At 60.5% G+C, this 18,544-nt stretch carries 20 protein-coding genes; 14 read left to right on the top strand and 6 right to left on the bottom strand.

Annotated features, from left to right (window positions below; translation table 11 throughout):
• Positions 1 to 79: 79 nt before the first annotated feature.
• Entirely contained in the window at positions 80 to 754 is a 675-nt protein-coding gene (gene radC / locus L4G42_RS12695) for a RadC family protein (RefSeq protein WP_065988236.1), read from the bottom strand.
• A gap of 132 nt (positions 755 to 886) precedes the next feature.
• Between radC and coaBC the strand changes: the two genes are divergently transcribed.
• The 4 genes from coaBC (at position 887) to argB (ending at position 6,187) form a co-directional block, all read left to right on the top strand.
• The gene (gene coaBC / locus L4G42_RS12690) at positions 887 to 2,095 is read left to right on the top strand and encodes a bifunctional phosphopantothenoylcysteine decarboxylase/phosphopantothenate--cysteine ligase CoaBC (protein ID WP_237250093.1); all 1,209 of its coding nucleotides are present in this window, start codon (positions 887 to 889) and stop codon (positions 2,093 to 2,095) included.
• A 6-nt stretch (positions 2,096 to 2,101) separates the two neighbouring features.
• The gene (gene dut / locus L4G42_RS12685) at positions 2,102 to 2,557 is read left to right on the top strand and encodes a dUTP diphosphatase (protein WP_237250094.1); all 456 of its coding nucleotides are present in this window, start codon (positions 2,102 to 2,104) and stop codon (positions 2,555 to 2,557) included.
• 1,304 nt (positions 2,558 to 3,861) lie between these two features.
• Positions 3,862 to 5,259 carry a phosphomannomutase/phosphoglucomutase gene (locus L4G42_RS12680; protein ID WP_237250314.1) on the top strand — a complete coding sequence of 466 codons (1,398 nt, stop codon included), beginning with the start codon at positions 3,862 to 3,864 and terminating at the stop codon, positions 5,257 to 5,259.
• A 22-nt stretch (positions 5,260 to 5,281) separates the two neighbouring features.
• Entirely contained in the window at positions 5,282 to 6,187 is a 906-nt protein-coding gene (argB, locus tag L4G42_RS12675; RefSeq protein WP_237260847.1) for an acetylglutamate kinase, read from the top strand.
• An 84-nt stretch (positions 6,188 to 6,271) separates the two neighbouring features.
• Here argB and L4G42_RS12670 read toward each other — a convergent pair whose 3' ends face one another.
• Both L4G42_RS12670 and pyrE read right to left on the bottom strand, forming a co-directional pair.
• Positions 6,272 to 6,883, bottom strand: a complete 612-nt coding sequence (locus tag L4G42_RS12670) for a DUF4124 domain-containing protein (RefSeq protein ID WP_419789367.1) — start codon at positions 6,881 to 6,883, stop codon at positions 6,272 to 6,274.
• 12 nt (positions 6,884 to 6,895) lie between these two features.
• Positions 6,896 to 7,537 (bottom strand): orotate phosphoribosyltransferase, encoded by a 642-nt coding sequence (gene pyrE / locus L4G42_RS12665; protein ID WP_074885836.1) that lies wholly within the window; start codon positions 7,535 to 7,537, stop codon positions 6,896 to 6,898.
• Between the two features lie 82 nt (positions 7,538 to 7,619).
• On the opposite strand from pyrE, the gene L4G42_RS12660 reads away from it, so the two are divergent.
• Positions 7,620 to 8,399 (top strand): exodeoxyribonuclease III, encoded by a 780-nt coding sequence (locus tag L4G42_RS12660; RefSeq protein ID WP_065988229.1) that lies wholly within the window; start codon positions 7,620 to 7,622, stop codon positions 8,397 to 8,399.
• An 83-nt stretch (positions 8,400 to 8,482) separates the two neighbouring features.
• Here the strand turns inward: L4G42_RS12660 and L4G42_RS12655 are convergent, their stop codons facing one another.
• Both L4G42_RS12655 and rph read right to left on the bottom strand, forming a co-directional pair.
• Positions 8,483 to 8,851, bottom strand: coding sequence for a DUF4870 domain-containing protein (locus L4G42_RS12655; protein ID WP_065988228.1), 369 nt, complete (start codon positions 8,849 to 8,851; stop codon positions 8,483 to 8,485).
• Between the two features lie 60 nt (positions 8,852 to 8,911).
• On the bottom strand, positions 8,912 to 9,634 hold the full coding sequence (rph, locus tag L4G42_RS12650) for a ribonuclease PH (RefSeq protein ID WP_122534172.1): 723 nt from the start codon (positions 9,632 to 9,634) through the stop codon (positions 8,912 to 8,914).
• A 289-nt stretch (positions 9,635 to 9,923) separates the two neighbouring features.
• On the opposite strand from rph, the gene L4G42_RS12645 reads away from it, so the two are divergent.
• The 6 genes from L4G42_RS12645 to L4G42_RS12620 all read left to right on the top strand — a co-directional run bounded on the left by L4G42_RS12645 (position 9,924) and on the right by L4G42_RS12620 (position 15,183).
• A complete protein-coding gene (locus L4G42_RS12645) occupies positions 9,924 to 10,787 on the top strand; it encodes a YicC/YloC family endoribonuclease (RefSeq protein ID WP_237250097.1) in 864 nt (287 codons plus the stop codon).
• 13 nt (positions 10,788 to 10,800) lie between these two features.
• A complete protein-coding gene (gene gmk / locus L4G42_RS12640) occupies positions 10,801 to 11,421 on the top strand; it encodes a guanylate kinase (protein WP_237250315.1) in 621 nt (206 codons plus the stop codon).
• Between the two features lie 129 nt (positions 11,422 to 11,550).
• Positions 11,551 to 11,814, top strand: a complete 264-nt coding sequence (gene rpoZ / locus L4G42_RS12635; RefSeq protein WP_025257879.1) for a DNA-directed RNA polymerase subunit omega — start codon at positions 11,551 to 11,553, stop codon at positions 11,812 to 11,814.
• 60 nt (positions 11,815 to 11,874) lie between these two features.
• Positions 11,875 to 13,983, top strand: a complete 2,109-nt coding sequence (gene spoT, locus L4G42_RS12630) for a bifunctional GTP diphosphokinase/guanosine-3',5'-bis pyrophosphate 3'-pyrophosphohydrolase (protein WP_237250098.1) — start codon at positions 11,875 to 11,877, stop codon at positions 13,981 to 13,983.
• A 24-nt stretch (positions 13,984 to 14,007) separates the two neighbouring features.
• On the top strand, positions 14,008 to 14,388 hold the full coding sequence (locus L4G42_RS12625) for a RidA family protein (protein WP_065988223.1): 381 nt from the start codon (positions 14,008 to 14,010) through the stop codon (positions 14,386 to 14,388).
• A gap of 57 nt (positions 14,389 to 14,445) precedes the next feature.
• The gene (locus tag L4G42_RS12620) at positions 14,446 to 15,183 is read left to right on the top strand and encodes a hypothetical protein (RefSeq protein WP_237250099.1); all 738 of its coding nucleotides are present in this window, start codon (positions 14,446 to 14,448) and stop codon (positions 15,181 to 15,183) included.
• Positions 15,184 to 15,306: 123 nt separating this feature from the next.
• On the opposite strand, the gene L4G42_RS12615 is transcribed toward L4G42_RS12620, so the two are convergent.
• Entirely contained in the window at positions 15,307 to 16,167 is an 861-nt protein-coding gene (locus L4G42_RS12615; RefSeq protein ID WP_237250100.1) for an SDR family oxidoreductase, read from the bottom strand.
• A gap of 211 nt (positions 16,168 to 16,378) precedes the next feature.
• Between L4G42_RS12615 and exbB the strand changes: the two genes are divergently transcribed.
• The 3 genes from exbB to L4G42_RS12600 are packed head-to-tail and all read left to right on the top strand — an operon-like array spanning position 16,379 to position 18,522.
• Positions 16,379 to 17,353 carry a tonB-system energizer ExbB gene (gene exbB / locus L4G42_RS12610; protein ID WP_237250101.1) on the top strand — a complete coding sequence of 325 codons (975 nt, stop codon included), beginning with the start codon at positions 16,379 to 16,381 and terminating at the stop codon, positions 17,351 to 17,353.
• A 3-nt stretch (positions 17,354 to 17,356) separates the two neighbouring features.
• The gene (exbD, locus tag L4G42_RS12605) at positions 17,357 to 17,782 is read left to right on the top strand and encodes a TonB system transport protein ExbD (RefSeq protein ID WP_122534179.1); all 426 of its coding nucleotides are present in this window, start codon (positions 17,357 to 17,359) and stop codon (positions 17,780 to 17,782) included.
• A complete protein-coding gene (locus L4G42_RS12600; protein ID WP_074885868.1) occupies positions 17,779 to 18,522 on the top strand; it encodes an energy transducer TonB in 744 nt (247 codons plus the stop codon). Before exbD ends, L4G42_RS12600 begins: the two co-directional genes overlap by 4 nt.
• Positions 18,523 to 18,544: the final 22 nt, after the last annotated feature.

Below are 18,544 nucleotides of genomic sequence, written 5' to 3'. Positions count from 1 at the left end.
GCCTTCCCGGCTAAAGCCAGTCCTGGATGAGTTCGGCGGCCAGCCCCAGAATCTCCGTGATTAGCCAGTCCTAAAGCCGCTACATCAACCCATACTCAACCATCGACAGCGGATCGCCGTCGCCGATGATCAAGTGATCCAGCACCACCACGTCCACCAACGCCAGCGCCTGTTTGAGATGCCGCGTCAGGTCGATGTCGGCTTCGCTGGCGTCTTTGACGCCGGAGGGGTGGTTGTGACAGAGGATCAAGCCTGCCGAGTTGTGGGCCAGTGCACGCTTGACCACTTGCCGCGCGTGAACATGCGCCGTGTTGATCGAGCCGTGAAACAGCACTTCGAACGTCTGAACCCGGTTCTTGCTGTCCAGAAACAGACAACCAAAGACTTCATGGGGCTCGTGCCGTAATAGCGCCTTGAGGTAGCGACGCACCTGGGTCGGGTTTTCCAGAACAGAATCGCGCTTCAAATCCTCGCCCATGTTGCGCCTGGCCATTTCCATGACCGCCTGCAACTGCGCGAACTTGGCGGGCCCCAGACCCAGCTCGCTGCTGAATGCCGTCAGGTTGGCTTCGAGCAACGCGCGCAGGCTGCCGAACTGATTCAAAAGGTGCCGGGCCAAGTCCACGGCACTTCTGCCCGAGACCCCCGTTCGCAGGAAAATCGCCAGCAATTCAGCGTCCGAGAGACTCGACGCCCCCCGTTCCAGCAGCTTCTCCCGCGGACGCTCTGCCGCCGGCCAATCGCGAATACTCATAGCAGCTCCCTGTCTGTGGCGCCGCTGTTCCCGTGCGGTCGCTGTGCTATCTTAGCCGCTCTTTTTTGCGCGACAGTCAGGCCTGGGGAGGCGTAATGATTGCCGCGTGTTAACCGACCTAAAGGCAGGCCTATGCAGCGGCTGTATCGAAAACGCATCGTTCTCGGCGTCGGCGGTGGCATCGCGGCCTACAAGAGCGCCGAACTGGTCCGCCGTTTGCGCGACCACGGCGCAGAAGTCCGCGTCGTCATGACCAAAGGCGGCGCTGAATTTATCACCCCGCTGACCATGCAGGCCTTGTCCGGCCACCCCGTTCACCTGGATTTGCTCGACCCCGCAGCGGAGGCCGCCATGGGCCATATCGAGCTGGCGAAGTGGGCCGACATGATCCTCATCGCACCGGGCACCGCCGACCTCATGGCCCGGCTGGCCCAAGGCATTGCCAACGATTTGCTGACCACCGTGGTGCTGGCGACCGATGCCATCGTCGCCGTCGCGCCCGCGATGAATCAGGCCATGTGGCGCGACCCCTCCGTGCAGGCCAATCTGCAACTGCTCGAACAGCGCGGCCTGCGAATGTTCGGCCCGGCAAGCGGCAGCCAGGCCTGTGGCGACGTGGGCTACGGGCGCATGCTCGAACCCGGTGATCTGGCGCAATCAGCCGCCGATTGCTTCCAGCGCCTGACGCTGACCGGCAAGCACGTGTTGATCACCGCCGGCCCTACGCAAGAAAACATCGATCCGGTTCGTTACATCACCAACCACAGCTCCGGAAAAATGGGCTTCGCCCTGGCCGAAGCGGCTGCCGAAGCGGGCGCGCGAGTCACCCTGATCACTGGCCCGGTGAACCTGCAGACGCCTGACCGGGTATCGCGCATCGACGTCGTCAGTGCCCGCGACATGCTCGCTGCTTGCGAAGACGCCATGCCTTGCGATCTCTTCATCGCCTCCGCAGCCGTTGCGGACTACCGGCCGGAAGTCGTCGCCACACAGAAATTGAAGAAAGATCCCACGACCGGTGATGGTCTTCTGCTGCAGATGGTCCGCAACCCGGACATTCTCGCCACCATTGCCCAGCGCCCGGATCGCCCTTTCAGCGTCGGCTTCGCGGCCGAAACCGAACACCTGCTTGATTACGCCGCACGCAAGCTCAAGGACAAGAACCTTGATTTGATCGTCGCCAATGACGTCGCCAATCCCAGCATTGGCTTCAACAGCGAAGAAAACGCCTGCAGCGTGATCGACCGAGCGTTGCAAGCGACGCTCTTCGCCCAGACCAGCAAGGCCAAGATCGCGCGGCAGCTGGTGACTTTTATCGCCGATCGCATGAACCAGGTTTAATCACGAATGCACGCTCTACAAGCCAAGATTCTCGACCCTCGCATTGGCAGCGAATTCCCGCTTCCCGCTTACGCCACTTCAGGCTCCGCTGGCCTGGACCTGAGGGCCATGCTGAAAGAAGACACCCTGCTCGAGCCCGGCCAGACCCTCTTGATTCCCACCGGGCTGTCGATATACATCGCAGACCCTGGCCTGGCTGCGCTGATTCTGCCGCGCTCGGGCCTGGGCCATAAACACGGCATCGTGCTGGGTAACCTGGTAGGCCTGATTGACTCCGATTATCAAGGCGAGCTCATGGTCTCCTGCTGGAACCGCGGCCAGACTCCTTTCAAGATCTCCATCGGCGAGCGTCTGGCCCAACTGGTACTGGTACCGGTCGTGCAGGCGCACTTTGAAATTGTCGAAGAGTTCGATGAAAGTCAGCGCGGCGCAGGCGGCTTCGGTCACTCCGGCAGCCACTGATCCAGCAACAAACACTCACTTTGGCTAACGCATCGCTTGTGGCCTGACTGGCTTTGAGCGGTGCGAAAACAACAAGAATGCGTCAGGACGACCAAGCAGGGAGAGTTAGTTTGAAAGGCATCAAACGCACAGCCAAAGCGACCCCCACCGCGGACACAACTGTCCCGGCCGGCAAAGACGCCAATCTAAGCCTGGCGAGCCCTGGTCTCATTCCTGCGCTCATCGGCTTGCTCGCGGCCATGGTGCTGGTGTGGCTTGCCATTCAAAGCCAGCCGCAGCAACAGGAGCAGCTGGTTCAGGCCTGGGGCAGCGCGCAAGCCGGGGCCGTCAACAAGGCACTGCGCCAGATCAACGCCGACACCCAGGCCGCTGCAATGGATGCCGCGCTGAGCCAGGGCCTTTTGAGCAACAATCCGTCGGTCATCGAAGGCGCGCAGAATCAGCTGCGTTATCGGGACGGCGTGGTGGGCGCACGGCTCAACCCTGTGGGGTTCAACGGCGTAGACACCCAAGGCACGCTGCCGATCAGCTTCGCCACACTGGACATGCTGGCCAAGGCCGGCAGGGGTGAAACGCCTGCTCCCGAAGCGCGCAAGGTCGGCGATAAATGGCTGATCTACAGCGCCGCGCCCCTGCGCACGGCGCCAGACGCGCCGATCACCGGCACCCTGTTGCTGGCGTTCAATCCGCAGCGCCTGATCTACGCACTCCCCGAGACACCCGCCGATGTGGGCCAAGTGGTGCTCGTCCAGCAGTTCGGTAACGCCACTGCGCAGAATTTCCTCACGCGTGGCGAGGACGACGGCAGCCGTCCCCAGGAATTCTCCACCGGCTACCCCAACTGGAAACTGACTTTTGCCGCCGGCCCCGCACTGCAAGGCTCGACGCCCTGGCTGATGCTGCTGCTCGCCTTGCTGGTTGCCGCCGGGGCGATGCTGTTGGGGTTGTACCTGAACGAGAGTGCGCTCAAGCGCCGAGTGGCGGCTGATGCGCGGCAGCTTGAGCAATTGCTGCAAGAACTCTCCGGAGGCAAGGCCGTCAAAGCCTTCAGCTTGAGCCTGCCCGCGTTGAACGGGCTCGCCCAGAGCATGGCGCGGTTCTCGCTGCGCAATAGTCCGACGGGCGCTGCGCCGGCGGATCACGCATCGACAACCGGGACACCGCTGAACGGTCCTGCACCGCTCCTTCCGGTCGTGTCCGAGGAAGACGATCTGACCGACCCGCTGTTCCAGGATACCGATATTCTTGACCTCGACTTGATCGATGAACCCCAGGAACTCCCGCAGCCGGAGCCCTCCCACGCCATGAGCAGCAGCATTTCCTGCGCACCGCCCCTTTCCGAGTCGATATTTCGCGCCTATGACATTCGCGGCATTGTTGGCGATACGCTGAACGCCGAAACCGCCTATTGGATCGGCCGAGCCGTGGGCGCAGAGAGTCTGGCGCAGGGCGAGCCGCATGTTTCGGTGGGCCGCGACGGGCGACTTTCAGGCCCTGAACTGGTCGCGCATTTGATCAAGGGCCTGCACGACAGCGGCTGCCACGTCAGCGACATCGGCCTGGTGCCCACTCCGGCGCTGTACTACGCCACCCACGTACTGGCGGGCAAAACAGGCGTCATGCTGACGGGCAGCCACAACCCGAAGGATTACAACGGCTTCAAGATCGTCATTGCCGGCGACACACTGGCAGACGAGCAAATTCAGGCACTGCACGAACGCATCAAGGGCAATGACCTGCCGGCCGCCAAGGGCAGCATCATCAAGGTCAATATCCTCGACCGTTATGCCAGCCAGATCATCGGCGATGTCGTGCTCGCGCGCCGCATGAAAGTGGTGGTGGACTGCGGCAACGGCGTAGGCGGCGTTATCGCCCCGCAATTGATCGAAGCGCTGAATTGCGAAGTCATCCCGCTGTACTGCGAGGTCGACGGCAATTTCCCCAATCATCACCCTGATCCTGGCAAGCCGGAGAACCTTCAGGACCTGATCGCCAAGGTCCGGGAAACCGGTGCCGATCTGGGCCTGGCGTTCGACGGTGATGCCGACCGTGTCGGTGTCGTCACCAACACCGGCACCATCATCTACCCTGACCGCCTGCTGATGCTGTTTGCCCGCGATGTGGTCAAGCGCAATCCCGGGGCCGACGTGATTTTCGACGTCAAATGCACACGCCGCCTGATACCGTTGATCCATGAATACGGCGGCCGCCCGGTTATGTGGAAGACTGGGCATTCGCTGATCAAGAAGAAGATGAAAGAAAACGGCGCGCTGCTGGCAGGCGAGATGAGCGGACACATCTTCTTCAAGGAGCGCTGGTTCGGTTTCGACGACGGCATCTACAGCGCAGCGCGTCTGCTGGAAATCCTCAGTCAGGAAAAACTCAGCGCCGAGGAGCTTTTCCAGACCTTTCCAAACGATCTATCAACGCCTGAGATCAACATCAAAGTCACCGAGACCCGCAAGTTCAGCATCATGGAAGCGCTGGAGCGTGACGCGCAGTGGGGCAACGCCAACCTCACCAGCATCGATGGTGTGCGGGTTGATTATCCGAAAGGCTGGGGCCTGGTTCGCGCGTCCAACACCACGCCCGTGCTGGTATTGCGCTTCGAGGCCGAAACCGAGCTCGAGCTGCAACGGATCAAGGACGTCTTCCACACCCAGTTGAAACACGTAGCACCGGATCTAGAACTTCCTTTTTGACCCTATTTTGAGTGGAGCCCAAATGACCCTCGAACGTGATGCCGCAGCCAATGCCGCCAAGGTCCTCTCCGAAGCGTTGCCCTACATCCGACGCTTTGTCGGCAAGACGCTTGTTATCAAATACGGCGGCAACGCCATGGAGAGTGACGAGCTGAAAACCGGCTTCACCCGCGACATCGTGCTGATGAAGGCGGTGGGCATCAACCCGGTCGTGGTTCACGGCGGCGGCCCTCAGATCGGCGACCTGCTCAAGCGCCTGTCCATCGAAAGCCACTTCTTGGACGGCATGCGCGTGACCGATGCAGAAACCATGGACGTGGTGGAAATGGTGCTGGGCGGCCAGGTCAACAAGGACATCGTCAACCTGATCAACCGCCACGGCGGCAGCGCCATCGGCCTGACCGGTAAAGACGCGCAGCTGATCCGTGCGAAAAAGATGAACGTCACGCGCCAGACCCCGGAGATGCTCAAGCCGGAAATCATCGACATCGGTCATGTGGGTGAAGTGGTCGGCATCAACACCGACCTGCTGAACATGCTGGTGAAGGGCGATTTCATTCCGGTGATTGCGCCAATTGGCGTGGGCGCAGATGGCGAGTCCTACAACATCAACGCCGATCTGGTGGCAGGCAAAGTCGCTGAAGCCCTGAAGGCCGAAAAGCTGATGCTGCTGACCAACATCGCCGGCCTGATGGACAAGGAAGGCAAAGTGCTGACCGGCCTGACCACCGAGCAGGTGAATAGCCTGATCGCCGACGGCACCATCTACGGCGGGATGCTGCCGAAGATCCGCTGCGCACTGGAAGCGGTTCAGGGCGGGGTGAACACCTCGCACATCATCGACGGCCGTGTGCCGAATGCCGTGCTGCTGGAGATCTTCACCGACACCGGCGTCGGCACGCTGATCAGCAATCGCAAGCGTCACTGATTGCTGCTGTAAAAAGCCCCGCCCGGCTCAACGCTGGGTGGGGCTTTTTTGTGGCCGGATTTTGGCGGCGCCCATAAGCGGTTATCACCGACCGAGCAGTTTCTGCAACCGCGCCCGATCTTGCGCAAACTCGGCCTCAGCCTGGGTTCGCGCCGTCTGGTAGCGCAGGATGTCGATCTTCAGGTTCTGCTGCTGATCACGCAGATCATCCATCTGATCAAGCAGCGTCTTCGGCACAGGGTGCCCTGCCCGCTCTTGATCAGCCGCCTGTGTCTGCAGCGTGCCTTGCTGGGTAACGAGGTTCTGGATATTGCCTTGCGCCACAACGATCAGGCCGTCGAGTTCGGCGAGTCGACGATTCTTCGCCCGATCGACGTCCTCGACGCTGCTGTACAGCCGCAGCAGATGCGCGTCGGCGTCGGACTGAAGCTTGGCGGCCTGGGCTTCGCGCAATTCATCGGCGGACGGTGCAGGCGGTATCGTCTGCACCACGCGACCGCGCTGATTGAGCACTTCATAACCCTTGCCGACGTACTCCGGGGGCACGCCTTGGCGATCGATTACGGTCACGCCGCGACTGTCGACGTAGCGATACAGCACGATGCCCGGCGCGTCGTCCGCATGAACGCTCGCGATGCAACCCAAACCCAGCGACAGACAAAAACCCAACGTGCCCAGCTTGAGCATAAACCGCATCCTTTTGGAGGCTCAGATTCCGTATTGGGCCCGGTATGCTTCGACGGCAGGCAGATGCTGCTTGAGCTGCGGATCGTCGGCCAGGAATTCCAGCACCTGATTCAACGAAACGATGCTCACCACTGGAATGCCGAAATCACGCTCGACTTCCTGAATGGCAGACAGCTCACCGTTGCCACGCTCCTGGCGGTTCAGCGCGATCAGCACGCCGGCAGCGTTTGCGCCCTGGGCCTGGATGATCTGCATGACCTCGCGAATAGCGGTGCCTGCGGTGATGACATCGTCGATGATCAGCACATTGCCGGTCAACGGCGCGCCCACCAGGCTTCCGCCCTCGCCATGGGCCTTCGCCTCTTTGCGGTTGAAGCACCAAGGGAGGTCGAGACTGTGATGCTCGGCAAGGGCCACGGCAGTCGCCGCTGCAAGGGGAATACCCTTGTAGGCCGGGCCGAACAGAACATCGAAGGAGATACCGCTTTCAACAACGGCGGCGGCGTAGAACTTACCCAGTTGGGCAAGGGCCGAACCACTGTTGAAAAGACCGGCATTGAAGAAGTAAGGGCTGGTGCGCCCAGACTTCAAAGTGAACTCACCGAAGCGCAAAACTCCGCGATCGATGGCAAAACGAATGAAATCGCGTTGATACGCCTGCATGAAAAAAGCCCCGAATACCACGGATTTAGCTAATTAGGTAGAGCTCGGGTATCATACACGCACGTGATTTTTGGGGCCATTTATGCGGATCATCAGTGTGAACGTTAATGGTATTCAGGCTGCAGTCGAGCGTGGTTTGCTCAGTTGGCTGCAAGCCCAGAATGCCGACGTCATCTGCCTTCAGGACACCCGCGCCTCCGCCTTTGAACTGGACGACCCAGCCTTCCAACTGGACGGCTACTTCCTATACGCCTGCGAAGCCGAAGTGCCTGCCCAGGGTGGCGTGGCGCTTTACTCGCGGCTGCAACCGAAGGCGGTCATCAACGGTCTTGGTTTCGAGACGGCTGACCGTTACGGGCGTTACCTGCAGGCAGATTTCGACAAAGTCAGTATCGCAACCTTGCTGCTCCCTTCCGGGATGAACGGCGATGAAGACTTGAATCAGAAATTCAAGCTCATGGACGATTTCGGCAAGTACCTCGACAAGCAGCGACGCAAACGTCGCGAGTACATCTACTGTGGCTCGCTGTACGTGGCGCAACAGAAGCTGGACATCAAAAACTGGCGCGACAGCCAGCAATCTCCAGGCTTCCTGGCACCAGAGCGTGCATGGATGGACGAGATCGTTGGCAACATGGGTTATGTCGATGCCCTGCGCGAAGTCAGCCGCGAAGGCGATCAATACAGCTGGTGGCCTGATAATGAACAGGCCGAGATGCTCAATCTGGGCTGGCGCTTCGATTATCAGCTGCTGACCCCGGGCCTGCGTCGTTTCGTCCGCAGTGCACGTCTTCCACGGCAGCCGCGCTTCTCGCAACACGCGCCACTGATCGTGGACTACGACTGGACGCTCACCATCTGACGTTCAGTTGCTCAAAAAAAGCCGACGTGAAGTCGGCTTTTGTTTGTCCGCAGATCAGGCAGTCGCCCGATCTTCGGGAACACTTACTTGATCAACCGCCAGGTAAACGGATAGCGGTAGGCGACGCCGTCATTGACCTTGACGCCCGCGATGATCGTCAGCACCAGCGCGCCGACGCCCACCAGCATCAACAGCGGAAAGCCGATGATTACCACCATCAGCAAAAAACAGATCATCGCGGCGATGGCGACAGTGATCTGAAAATTGAGGGCTTCCTTGCCTTGAGCATCGATGTACGGATCGACTTCTTTCTTGAGCTGCCAGACGATCAGCGGCCCTAGCAAATTGCCGAACGGAAAGATTAGGCCGAAAAACGCCGCGAAGTGGCACAGCATTGCCCACTGACGGACTTCCTTACTCGGCGTTGGCAACGGCGACTGACTCTCGATCATCATGCTTTCCCTGTTTTGATGTAGTGCTCTGACGTAGTGTTCTGACGCAGTAAAAACCGATCAGTCGGCCAATGCCGCCTGCTGCAGTTCGAAGATTTCGTTCATGCCCTTTTGAGCCAGTGCCAGCATTGCGTTCAGGTCTTCAGGCTGGAACGGCGCGCCCTCGGCAGTGCCCTGCACTTCGATGAAACCGCCCGCGTTGGTCATGACCACGTTGAGGTCGGTCTCGGCCGCAGAGTCCTCAAGATAATCCAGGTCCAGAACCGGCTCGCCCTGATACATGCCCACCGACACTGCCGCGATCATCTGCTTCAGCGGATCACCGCCCTTGAGGCCGCCACGCTTTTTGATGGACTTCAGGGCATCGATCAGGGCGACCATCGAGCCGGTGATCGACGCAGTGCGCGTCCCGCCGTCCGCCTGGATCACGTCGCAGTCGACGTACAAGGTGATTTCACCCAGCTTGGACATGTCTAGCGCAGCGCGCAGCGAGCGGCCGATCAGGCGCTGGATCTCGAGGGTACGGCCGCCCTGCTTGCCACGGCTGGCTTCGCGCTGGTTACGCTCGCCGGTTGCGCGTGGCAGCATGCCGTATTCGGCCGTCAACCAGCCCTGGCCCTGCCCCTTGAGAAAACGCGGAACGCCGTTTTCAACGCTGACGGTGCAGATCACCTTGGTATCACCGAACTCGACCAGCACAGAACCCTCGGCGTGCTTGGTGTAGTTGCGGGTGATGCGGATCGGGCGAAGCTGATCGGCAGCGCGACCACTTGGACGTTTCATCTGGGATACCTGTACTGGGAGACGGAAAACCGGTCTGCATTATAGAGGTGCAGGCACGGCTTGGGACATCTAATGACGCATTGCTCACGACGGGCGCTGCAGATTTGCACGCCAGGCAGCACGATCACAACGCCGCGCATCGCTTGCGACAATGCCACATTTGGGCGCACACCCTGCACTGAGCTACAATCCTGCGCCTTTATAGCCAGTCGTTTCCCCACGACACTTTGCCGGGGATTCATCCCGGACCGGCTATCCGCAAACGCCTGAATTTATAGAGGTACTTCCCATGGTGCACAGCATGACGGCTTTTGCCCGCGCTGAACGAGCCGGCCCACAAGGCACGCTGAGCTGGGAAATGCGCTCGGTCAATCACCGTTACCTCGAACCCCATCTGCGTCTGCCGGAATCATTTCGCGACCTCGAAGGCGCCGTGCGTGAGGCGCTGCGCCAGGGCCTTTCCCGGGGCAAAATCGAATGCACCCTGCGCTTCACTGAAGAAACCGCAGGCAAGCCGCTGCAGGTTGATCGCGAACGCGCCGGGCAACTGGTCGCGGCAGCGGAGATCGTTGCCAGCCTGATCAAGCAACCTGCTGCGCTGAATCCGCTTGAAGTGCTGGCATGGCCCGGCGTTCTGGTTGCCGACGCTGCCGATCCGCAAGCGCTGAACAACGACGCACTGGCCTTGTTCACCGAAGCGCTCGAAGAGCTCAAGGCCGGTCGTGCCCGCGAAGGCGCCGATCTGGCCAGGCTTCTCGACGAACGGCTTACCGCAATCAAGACTGAAGTCGCGACCTTGCGTACCCTCGTGCCGCAGATGCTCGCCGCCCAGCGCCAGAAGGTCCTCGATCGTTTTGCCGACATGAAGGCCGAGCTCGATCCGCAGCGTCTGGAACAGGAAATGGTCCTGCTGGCGCAAAAAAGTGACGTCGCCGAAGAACTCGACCGCCTGAGCACTCACGTCACCGAAGTGCGTCGCGTACTCAAGGCTGGCGGGCAAGCCGGGCGCCGGCTGGACTTCCTGATGCAAGAGCTCAACCGCGAAGCCAACACCCTGGGCTCCAAAGCCTTTGATCCTCGAAGCACGCAAGCCGCCGTCAACCTCAAAGTGTTGATCGAGCAGATGCGCGAACAAGTGCAGAACATTGAGTAAGGCCACTTCCCACATGACCCACAGCACCGGCACCCTGTACATCATTTCCGCCCCATCGGGCGCGGGCAAGACCAGCCTGGTCAACGCCCTGATCAACGCTCAGCCGCAAATCCGCGTGTCGGTGTCACACACCACCCGGGCGATGCGTCCGGGCGAAGTAGACGGCGTGAACTACCACTTCGTCGACCGCGCCGAGTTCGTGCGCATGATCGAGCACGGCGATTTTCTCGAACAGGCTGAAGTCTTCGGCAACATGTACGGGACTTCACAGAGCCGTTTGCAGCAGACGCTGGACGAAGGCCACGACCTGATTCTGGAAATCGACTGGCAAGGCGCCGAGCAGGTTCGCAAACTGATGCCCTACGCGCGCTCGATCTTCATTCTGCCGCCGACCCAGCAGGCGCTGCGCCAGCGCCTGACCAATCGAGGTCAGGACAGCGACGAGATCATTGAGGGCCGCATGCGCGAAGCCGTCAGCGAGATGAGTCACTACGCCGAATACGATTACATTGTGATCAATGACGATTTCGCCACGGCGCTCGAAGACTTGAAAGCGATCTTCCGCGCCAACTTGCTGAGCCAGGAACATCAACAGCAGCGCCACGCGGAGCTGTTGGCTCAACTGCTGGCCTGACCGGTTTTATTCGGCAAACCCGATCCATTTAAAATCAGCGCTTCCCTAAACGCTGGTGATTTTTTAGACTGTCGAGTCCGCTCGCCCATTCGGGCACCGCGCATATCGCATTTGCTACGAGGAATACCCATGGCCCGCGTGACCGTTGAAGACTGCCTGGAACATGTAGATAACCGTTTTGAGCTGGTCATGCTCGCCACCAAGCGCTCGCGTCAACTGGCGACCGGTGGCAAAGAGCCAAAGCTGGCATGGGAAAACGACAAGCCTACCGTAGTGGCCCTGCGTGAAATCGCTGCAGGCCTGATGGATTACGCTGTTATCGCAGAAGCCGAAATCGTTGAAGATGAACCACTGTTCGCCGCATTCGAGGACGAGTCCAGCGAGGCCGTCTAAGCCTATGCCTGGTCGACGTAGCAAGGCGCAGGGTCACAGCCTTCGGCAAGGAGATTTATCTTGCCGAGCATAGACGCCCTCGCCGATCGCCTCGCGACCTACCTCGGCGCAGACCAGGTCAATCTGGTCCGCCGGGCGTATTTCTACGCCGAACAAGCCCACGACGGCCAACGCCGTCGCAGCGGCGAAGCCTACGTCACGCACCCGCTGGCGGTGGCCAATATTCTTGCCGACATGCACATGGACCATCAGAGCCTGATGGCCGCCATGCTGCATGACGTGATCGAAGACACCGGCATCGCCAAAGAAGCGCTCTGTGCACAGTTTGGCGAAACGGTAGCTGAACTCGTCGATGGGGTCAGCAAACTGACTCAGATGAACTTCGAGACCAAAGCCGAAGCTCAGGCCGAGAACTTCCAGAAGATGGCGATGGCCATGGCGCGGGACATCCGCGTGATTCTGGTCAAGCTCGCCGACCGCCTGCATAACATGCGCACGCTGGAAGTCCTTTCCGGAGAGAAGCGCCGTCGCATCGCCAAAGAAACCCTCGAGATCTACGCCCCAATCGCCAATCGCCTTGGCATGCACAGCGTGCGTATCGAGTTCGAAGACCTCGGTTTCAAGGCGATGTACCCGATGCGCTCCTCGCGCATCGGTCAGGCCGTCAAGCGCGCGCGTGGCAACCGCAAGGAATTGGTCAACAAGATCGAAGAGTCGCTGAGCCACTGCCTCGCCGTTGACGGCATCGAAGGCGAAGTCAGCGGCCGTCAGAAGCACTTGTATGGCATCTATAAAAAGATGCGCGGCAAGCGCCGGGCCTTCAACGAGATCATGGACGTCTACGCGTTCAGGATCATCGTAGACAAGGTCGACACCTGCTATCGCGTGCTCGGCGCTGTACATAATTTGTACAAGCCGCTGCCCGGCCGCTTCAAGGATTACATCGCGATCCCGAAAGCCAACGGCTATCAGTCGCTGCACACCACCCTGTTCGGGATGCACGGCGTGCCCATCGAGATCCAGATTCGTACCCGCGAAATGGAAGAGATGGCCAACAACGGCATCGCCGCGCACTGGCTGTACAAGTCGTCTGGCGATGAACAGCCGAAGAGCACCCACGCGCGGGCACGTCAGTGGGTCAAGGGCGTGCTGGAAATGCAGCAGCGTGCGGGCAATTCGCTGGAATTCATCGAGAGCGTAAAGATCGACCTGTTCCCGGACGAGGTCTACGTGTTCACGCCCAAGGGCCGAATCATGGAGCTGCCGAAAGGCTCCACGGCGGTCGATTTTGCTTATGCCGTGCACACGGACGTCGGCAACAGCTGCATCGCCTGCCGGATCAATCGCCGGCTGGCCCCGCTTTCCGAACCGCTGCAAAGCGGCTCGACCGTTGAGATCGTCAGTGCTCCCGGGGCTCGTCCGAATCCGGCCTGGCTCAACTTTGTCGTGACCGGCAAGGCCAGAACGCATATCCGTCATGCGCTCAAACTGCAGCGCCGGTCAGAGTCGATCAATCTCGGCGAACGCTTGCTGAACAAAGTCCTCAACGGCTTCGACAGCACACTGGAAAAGATTCCGGCCGAACGCGTGCGCCTGATCCTTGCCGAGTATCGGGTCGAGGTCATCGAAGACCTCCTCGAAGACATTGGCCTTGGTAACCGCATGGCTTACGTGGTGGCTCGCCGATTGCTGGCCAGTGAGGGCGATCAACTGCCGAACGCAGAAGGTCCTTTGGCTATTCGTGGCACCGAAGGCCTCGTCCTCAGCTACGCCAAGTGCTGCACACCGATTCCAGGCGACCCGATCGTCGGGCATCTGTCCGCGGGCAAAGGCATGGTCGTGCACCTGGACAACTGTCGGAACATCGCGGAAATCCGCCACAACCCCGAGAAGTGCATTCAGCTGTCCTGGGCCAAAGACGTCACCGGCGAATTCAATGTCGAGTTGCGCGTCGAACTGGAACACCAGCGCGGCCTGATCGCCCTGCTCGCCAGTAGCGTCAATGCCGCAGACGGCAACATCGAAAAAATCAGTATGGATGAACGCGATGGTCGCATCAGCGTGGTCCAACTGGTGGTCAGCGTGCACGACCGCGTGCACCTGGCCCGCGTGATCAAGAAACTGCGCGCGCTGCCCGGCGTGATCCGCATCACCCGTATGCGCGCGTAGTCAAACCGCAAACAGGAGTTTTTCATGAGCAAGACCGTCATCTCCAGCGACAAAGCCCCTGCCGCCATCGGCACCTATTCCCAGGCAATCAAGGCGGGCAACACCGTCTACATGTCGGGCCAGATTCCGCTGGACCCCAAGACCATGGAGCTGGTCGAAGGCTTTGAAGCACAGACCGTTCAGGTCTTCGAAAACCTGAAGGCTGTGGCCGAAGCCGCAGGCGGTTCGTTCAAGGACATCGTCAAACTGAATATCTTCCTCACCGACCTGAGCCACTTCGCCAAGGTCAACGAGATCATGGGCAAGTATTTCGAGCAGCCGTACCCGGCGCGTGCCGCCATTGGCGTTGCTGCGCTGCCGCGTGGCGCGCAGGTCGAAATGGACGCCATTCTGGTCATCGAGTAAATCCCGGTGCGGAGCCCAAGCACGCTCCGCCTCCTCAGAAAAGGAAGGACTGCACCCATGCGCGTTGCGTTTGCCCTCTCGCTGCTGGTCGCACTGCTCAGCGGCTGCGCCAGCCACTCCGACAAAAGCCCGGACGGCACCTGGATCAACCAGGCCGCCATCGACGCAGCAGCCCAGGGCGGCAACCTGCGTCAGGCGCTGCTGGCTTACGGCCCTAATCTGGAATGGAACATCAACACCAAGGCCGGGCAGGCCACTGCTTCCAACGGCTTCGAGCTGAGTGAAGGCAAGATCGCCAGCAATACCGACGGCAAGCTGCGTGTTGATTTCTACGGCAATGCGTCTGATGAGTTGACCATCAAGGGCGATGAGCTGGTGCAGCGCGCCAGCGACACCGGGCCCGAGCAGCATTTCCGCACGCCCAAGGAAGCACCTCCGGCCGGGGCGCAACCCGGCACCAGCTTCGAGCGTGCTCTTTACACCGCCTACCTCGGCGGCAAGTGGACCATCGTCAATGGTGAAGGCCAGGGCAGCACGGTTGAGTTCTTGCCGGACGGCAGCGTCAGCGGCCTGCCGGGCAATGATCGCTATGCGCTGTGCCTGGCTGGCGACTGCGCGGCCATGAGCGGTGAATACGACAGCATGTGGCTGGAGAAGAACGAGCGCGGCAACCCGTGGATCTTCGTTCGCAACGGCAAGCAGCTTGAGTTGTTCCAGGCGGTAAACAACGCCCAGGCAACCGAGATGCCGGACCTGCGCCCGGGCGAGCGGCGTTGGGTGTTCGAGAAGAACTAAGTCGCCACGCTCGAAAATGTAGGAGCGCGCTTGCCCGCGATTGCGGTGGGTCATCTGGCACGGTATAGCCGGAAAAATCCATTCGCGGGCAAGCGCGCTCCTACAGGGGTTATATGATCCGATCTACTCGTGCTGGTCTGCCAGCATCGCCTCATACCCTTCCTTATAGGTCGCATAACGCGGCGTCCAGCCCAGCGCCTTGGCGCGGGCGTTGCGGCAGCGCTTGCTCCCGGCGCGGCGGACAGTGTTCTCATCCGACCACTCTGTAACGCCCAGACGCTGACGTATCCAGTCGACCACTTCGGCCAGCGGCGCGGGTGCATCGTCGACGCCGATATAACAGTCTTCCAGCGGTACCTCGTCCGAGGCAGCTCGCAGCAAAAACGCCAGCAGTCCGGCCGCATCATCGGCATGAATGCGGTTGCCATACAGCGGCGGATTGATCGCAACGCTGTAGCCCTGGCGTACCCGATTCATCAGGTCACTGCGTCCCGGACCGTAGATTCCGGTCAGCCTGACAATGGTCGCTGGCACCCCGCTGTCCAACGCCACTTGCTCTGCCTCGCGCATGACCTGGCCCGAGTAACCGTTTGCTTCGGCGGGCGACGTTTCATCAACCCATTCGCCTTGCTGCTGACCGTAAACGCTGCTGCTGGACACGAAAAATATCCGCTTCGGTCGCTGTCCGCTGCGCTCGCTCCAGCCTAATACGTGGCGGAGGCCTTCTACATAAGCCGCACGGTAACCCGCCTCATCCCGGTCAGTGGGTGTGGCGCAGTAGACCAGGTAATCAAGCCGGCCTTCCGGCCAGTGCGCGGGAATGCGGGCGTCGAACAAGTCGCCGCTGACGCCGAGCACGCCTGCGGGCAGTTTCTCAACGGAGCGGCGCAGGCCGTACACCGTCCAGTCATCAGGCAACAGTTGGGAGGCCAGTCGGCTCCCGATGTCGCCACATCCAGCAATCAAAACGGATGGCGCTGACATGTCCAATCTCCACATCACTCATTGAATTTCAGCCCGCAAAGCGGGCTATAAAACCGACCATTGGGAAGCATTCTCAGGAAAAAGAGACGCTCTTACTTTTGTTAACAAGAATTACTTGCAATAATGACGGCCCTTTGTTCTCCTCCGCTCGCCTCGCGCCAGCGTGACGCTCTCAGAACGAACACCTATTTTCATATCAGGTCGGGCCAGCATGACATCTATTCAAACCCCCGCTTCGTCAATTGCCAATCGAGGTCTGCCACGCGCAGGACGCGCCATTGCCGCGCTGCTGTTGAGCCTGATGTTGACGCCCGTAGCGCTCGCCGACTCCAACGCTCCTGCACAAAAAACCGCCGTACAAGCCGAGGCGCCAGCCGCCACACCGGTTGACCCTGATACAGCGTCAGGCGTTCAAGAACTGACCCCGGCATCTGCTCCGACTGAGTCGCTCGACGCCGCGGAAGATAACAGCCTGGGCATGGCCCATGATCTCTCGCCATGGGGCATGTACAAGAACGCGGACATCATCGTCAAAGCCGTAATGATCGGTCTGGCCATTGCATCGGTCATCACCTGGACCATCTGGATCGCCAAGGGCTTCGAATTGCTGGGCGCCAAGCGTCGTCTGCGCAGCGAAATCGCCGCGCTGAAACGCGCACGCAATCTGGACGAAGCCAGCGCAGGGGCGAAGAAAGAAGGCACCCTTTCCCATTTGCTGGTGCATGACGCACTGGAAGAGATGCGCCTGTCGGTCAACACTCGCGAACGGGAAGGCATCAAGGAGCGCGTCGCTTTCCGCCTTGAACGGCTGGTCGCCGCTTGCGGCCGCAACATGAGCATGGGCACCGGCGTGTTGGCCACCATCGGTTCGACTGCGCCCTTCGTGGGTCTATTCGGCACCGTCTGGGGGATCATGAACAGCTTCATCGGCATCGCCAAAACCCAGACCACCAACCTGGCCGTTGTGGCACCGGGCATCGCCGAAGCCTTGCTGGCCACCGCGCTGGGCCTGGTTGCAGCGATTCCGGCCGTGGTCATCTACAACGTCTTCGCCCGCTCTATCGCTGGCTACAAGGCACAAGTGTCCGACGCGTCGGCGCAGGTTCTGTTGCTGGTCAGCCGCGATCTGGATCACCAGCCTGCGGCCGAGCGCAGCCAACCGCCGCACATGGTAAAGATGGGGTAAACCATGGGCCTGCATTTGAAGGAAGGCGATGACGATCTCGCCGAGAACCACGAAATCAACGTAACGCCGTTCATCGACGTCATGCTGGTCCTGCTGATCATCTTCATGGTTGCCGCACCGCTGGCAACCGTGGACATCAAGGTTGACCTGCCCGCCTCCACGGCCAAACCGGTGCCACGACCCGAGAAGCCGATTTTTCTGAGCGTGAAAGCCGACCAGAGCCTGTACCTGGGCGATGAAAAAGTGGCTCGCGAGCAGATTGGTCAGGTGCTGGATGCCAAAACCAAGGGCAAGAAAGACACCACGATCTTCTTCCAGGCTGACAAGGGCGTCGACTACGGCGACCTGATGGACGTCATGAATGCCCTGCGCGGCGCGGGCTACCTTAAGGTGGGCCTGGTGGGTCTCGAGACGGTCGGCAAGAAATGATCAATACGCGCCAAAAGCTGACGCGCTATAGCGGTAGTCTGTTGTTGGTGCTGGCGGTCCATGCCGTGGCGATTGTCGTCGCATTGCGCTGGCCCTCCTCGCAGGCCATCGAGCTGCCGCCGGCAGCGATGATGGTCGAGCTCGCGCCCGTTCCCGAGCCAGCCCCGCCGCCACCGCCAAAAGTCGTACAACCGCCGCAGCCGCCTGCGCCTGAAGAACAACTGCCGATTCCGCCAGTCGCCGAAGCGCCCAAGGCCGAAATCGCTGTGCCCAAGCCGGTCAAACCCAAGCCCAAACCACAGCCGCCAAAACCTGTGAAGAAGGTCGAGCCGCCGAAGGAAGAAAAGCCAGCCGACGACAAGCCGCTGGACGCACCGCCATCCAACGCCAAGCCGGAGAAGTCAGCGTCGCCGCAACCTGCTCCGCCCACGCCGCCAAGCAATGCATTACCCACCTGGCAGGGTGAATTGCTGAGTCACCTGAGCAAGTTCAAGCGGTACCCGGAAGATGCTCGACGTCGGGGCATGCAGGGCACCAGTCGTCTGCGCTTCGTGGTCGATGGCGAAGGCCGCGTGTTGTCCTATGAACTGGCCGGAGGTTCAGGAAGCGCTTCACTGGACCGAGCGACACTGGAAATGATCCGCCGCGCGCAGCCATTGCCCAAGCCGCCGCCGGAATTGCTGAAGAACGGGTCGCTGGAAGTGGTCGCGCCCTTCGTTTATTCCCTGGATAAACGCTGAAACCAGAATTTTGTCAGCCGCG

Source organism: Pseudomonas petrae (assembly GCF_021728295.1).
Lineage (GTDB): Bacteria > Pseudomonadota > Gammaproteobacteria > Pseudomonadales > Pseudomonadaceae > Aquipseudomonas > Aquipseudomonas petrae.
The sequence above is the reverse complement of the archived record's forward strand: the minus strand, read 5'-3'. Positions and strand labels throughout refer to the sequence as shown.

Excerpts from the sequence above, each read along its gene's own strand:
- L4G42_RS12660 (WP_065988229.1), top strand. The coding sequence starts at position 7,620 with ATGCGGATCATCAGTGTGAACGTTAATGGTATTCAGGCTGCAGTCGAG.
- coaBC (WP_237250093.1), top strand. The coding sequence starts at position 887 with ATGCAGCGGCTGTATCGAAAACGCATCGTTCTCGGCGTCGGCGGTGGC.
- L4G42_RS12655 (WP_065988228.1), bottom strand. The coding sequence starts at position 8,851 with ATGATCGAGAGTCAGTCGCCGTTGCCAACGCCGAGTAAGGAAGTCCGT.
- exbD (WP_122534179.1), top strand. The coding sequence starts at position 17,357 with ATGGGCCTGCATTTGAAGGAAGGCGATGACGATCTCGCCGAGAACCAC.
- dut (WP_237250094.1), top strand. The coding sequence starts at position 2,102 with ATGCACGCTCTACAAGCCAAGATTCTCGACCCTCGCATTGGCAGCGAA.
- argB (WP_237260847.1), top strand. The coding sequence starts at position 5,282 with ATGACCCTCGAACGTGATGCCGCAGCCAATGCCGCCAAGGTCCTCTCC.
- L4G42_RS12615 (WP_237250100.1), bottom strand. The coding sequence starts at position 16,167 with ATGTCAGCGCCATCCGTTTTGATTGCTGGATGTGGCGACATCGGGAGC.
- L4G42_RS12600 (WP_074885868.1), top strand. The coding sequence starts at position 17,779 with ATGATCAATACGCGCCAAAAGCTGACGCGCTATAGCGGTAGTCTGTTG.
- L4G42_RS12625 (WP_065988223.1), top strand. The coding sequence starts at position 14,008 with ATGAGCAAGACCGTCATCTCCAGCGACAAAGCCCCTGCCGCCATCGGC.
- L4G42_RS12670 (WP_419789367.1), bottom strand. The coding sequence starts at position 6,883 with ATGCGGTTTATGCTCAAGCTGGGCACGTTGGGTTTTTGTCTGTCGCTG.
- rph (WP_122534172.1), bottom strand. The coding sequence starts at position 9,634 with ATGAAACGTCCAAGTGGTCGCGCTGCCGATCAGCTTCGCCCGATCCGC.
- exbB (WP_237250101.1), top strand. The coding sequence starts at position 16,379 with ATGACATCTATTCAAACCCCCGCTTCGTCAATTGCCAATCGAGGTCTG.
- L4G42_RS12680 (WP_237250314.1), top strand. The coding sequence starts at position 3,862 with ATGAGCAGCAGCATTTCCTGCGCACCGCCCCTTTCCGAGTCGATATTT.
- radC (WP_065988236.1), bottom strand. The coding sequence starts at position 754 with ATGAGTATTCGCGATTGGCCGGCGGCAGAGCGTCCGCGGGAGAAGCTG.
- pyrE (WP_074885836.1), bottom strand. The coding sequence starts at position 7,537 with ATGCAGGCGTATCAACGCGATTTCATTCGTTTTGCCATCGATCGCGGA.
- L4G42_RS12620 (WP_237250099.1), top strand. The coding sequence starts at position 14,446 with ATGCGCGTTGCGTTTGCCCTCTCGCTGCTGGTCGCACTGCTCAGCGGC.
- L4G42_RS12645 (WP_237250097.1), top strand. The coding sequence starts at position 9,924 with ATGGTGCACAGCATGACGGCTTTTGCCCGCGCTGAACGAGCCGGCCCA.
- rpoZ (WP_025257879.1), top strand. The coding sequence starts at position 11,551 with ATGGCCCGCGTGACCGTTGAAGACTGCCTGGAACATGTAGATAACCGT.
- gmk (WP_237250315.1), top strand. The coding sequence starts at position 10,801 with ATGACCCACAGCACCGGCACCCTGTACATCATTTCCGCCCCATCGGGC.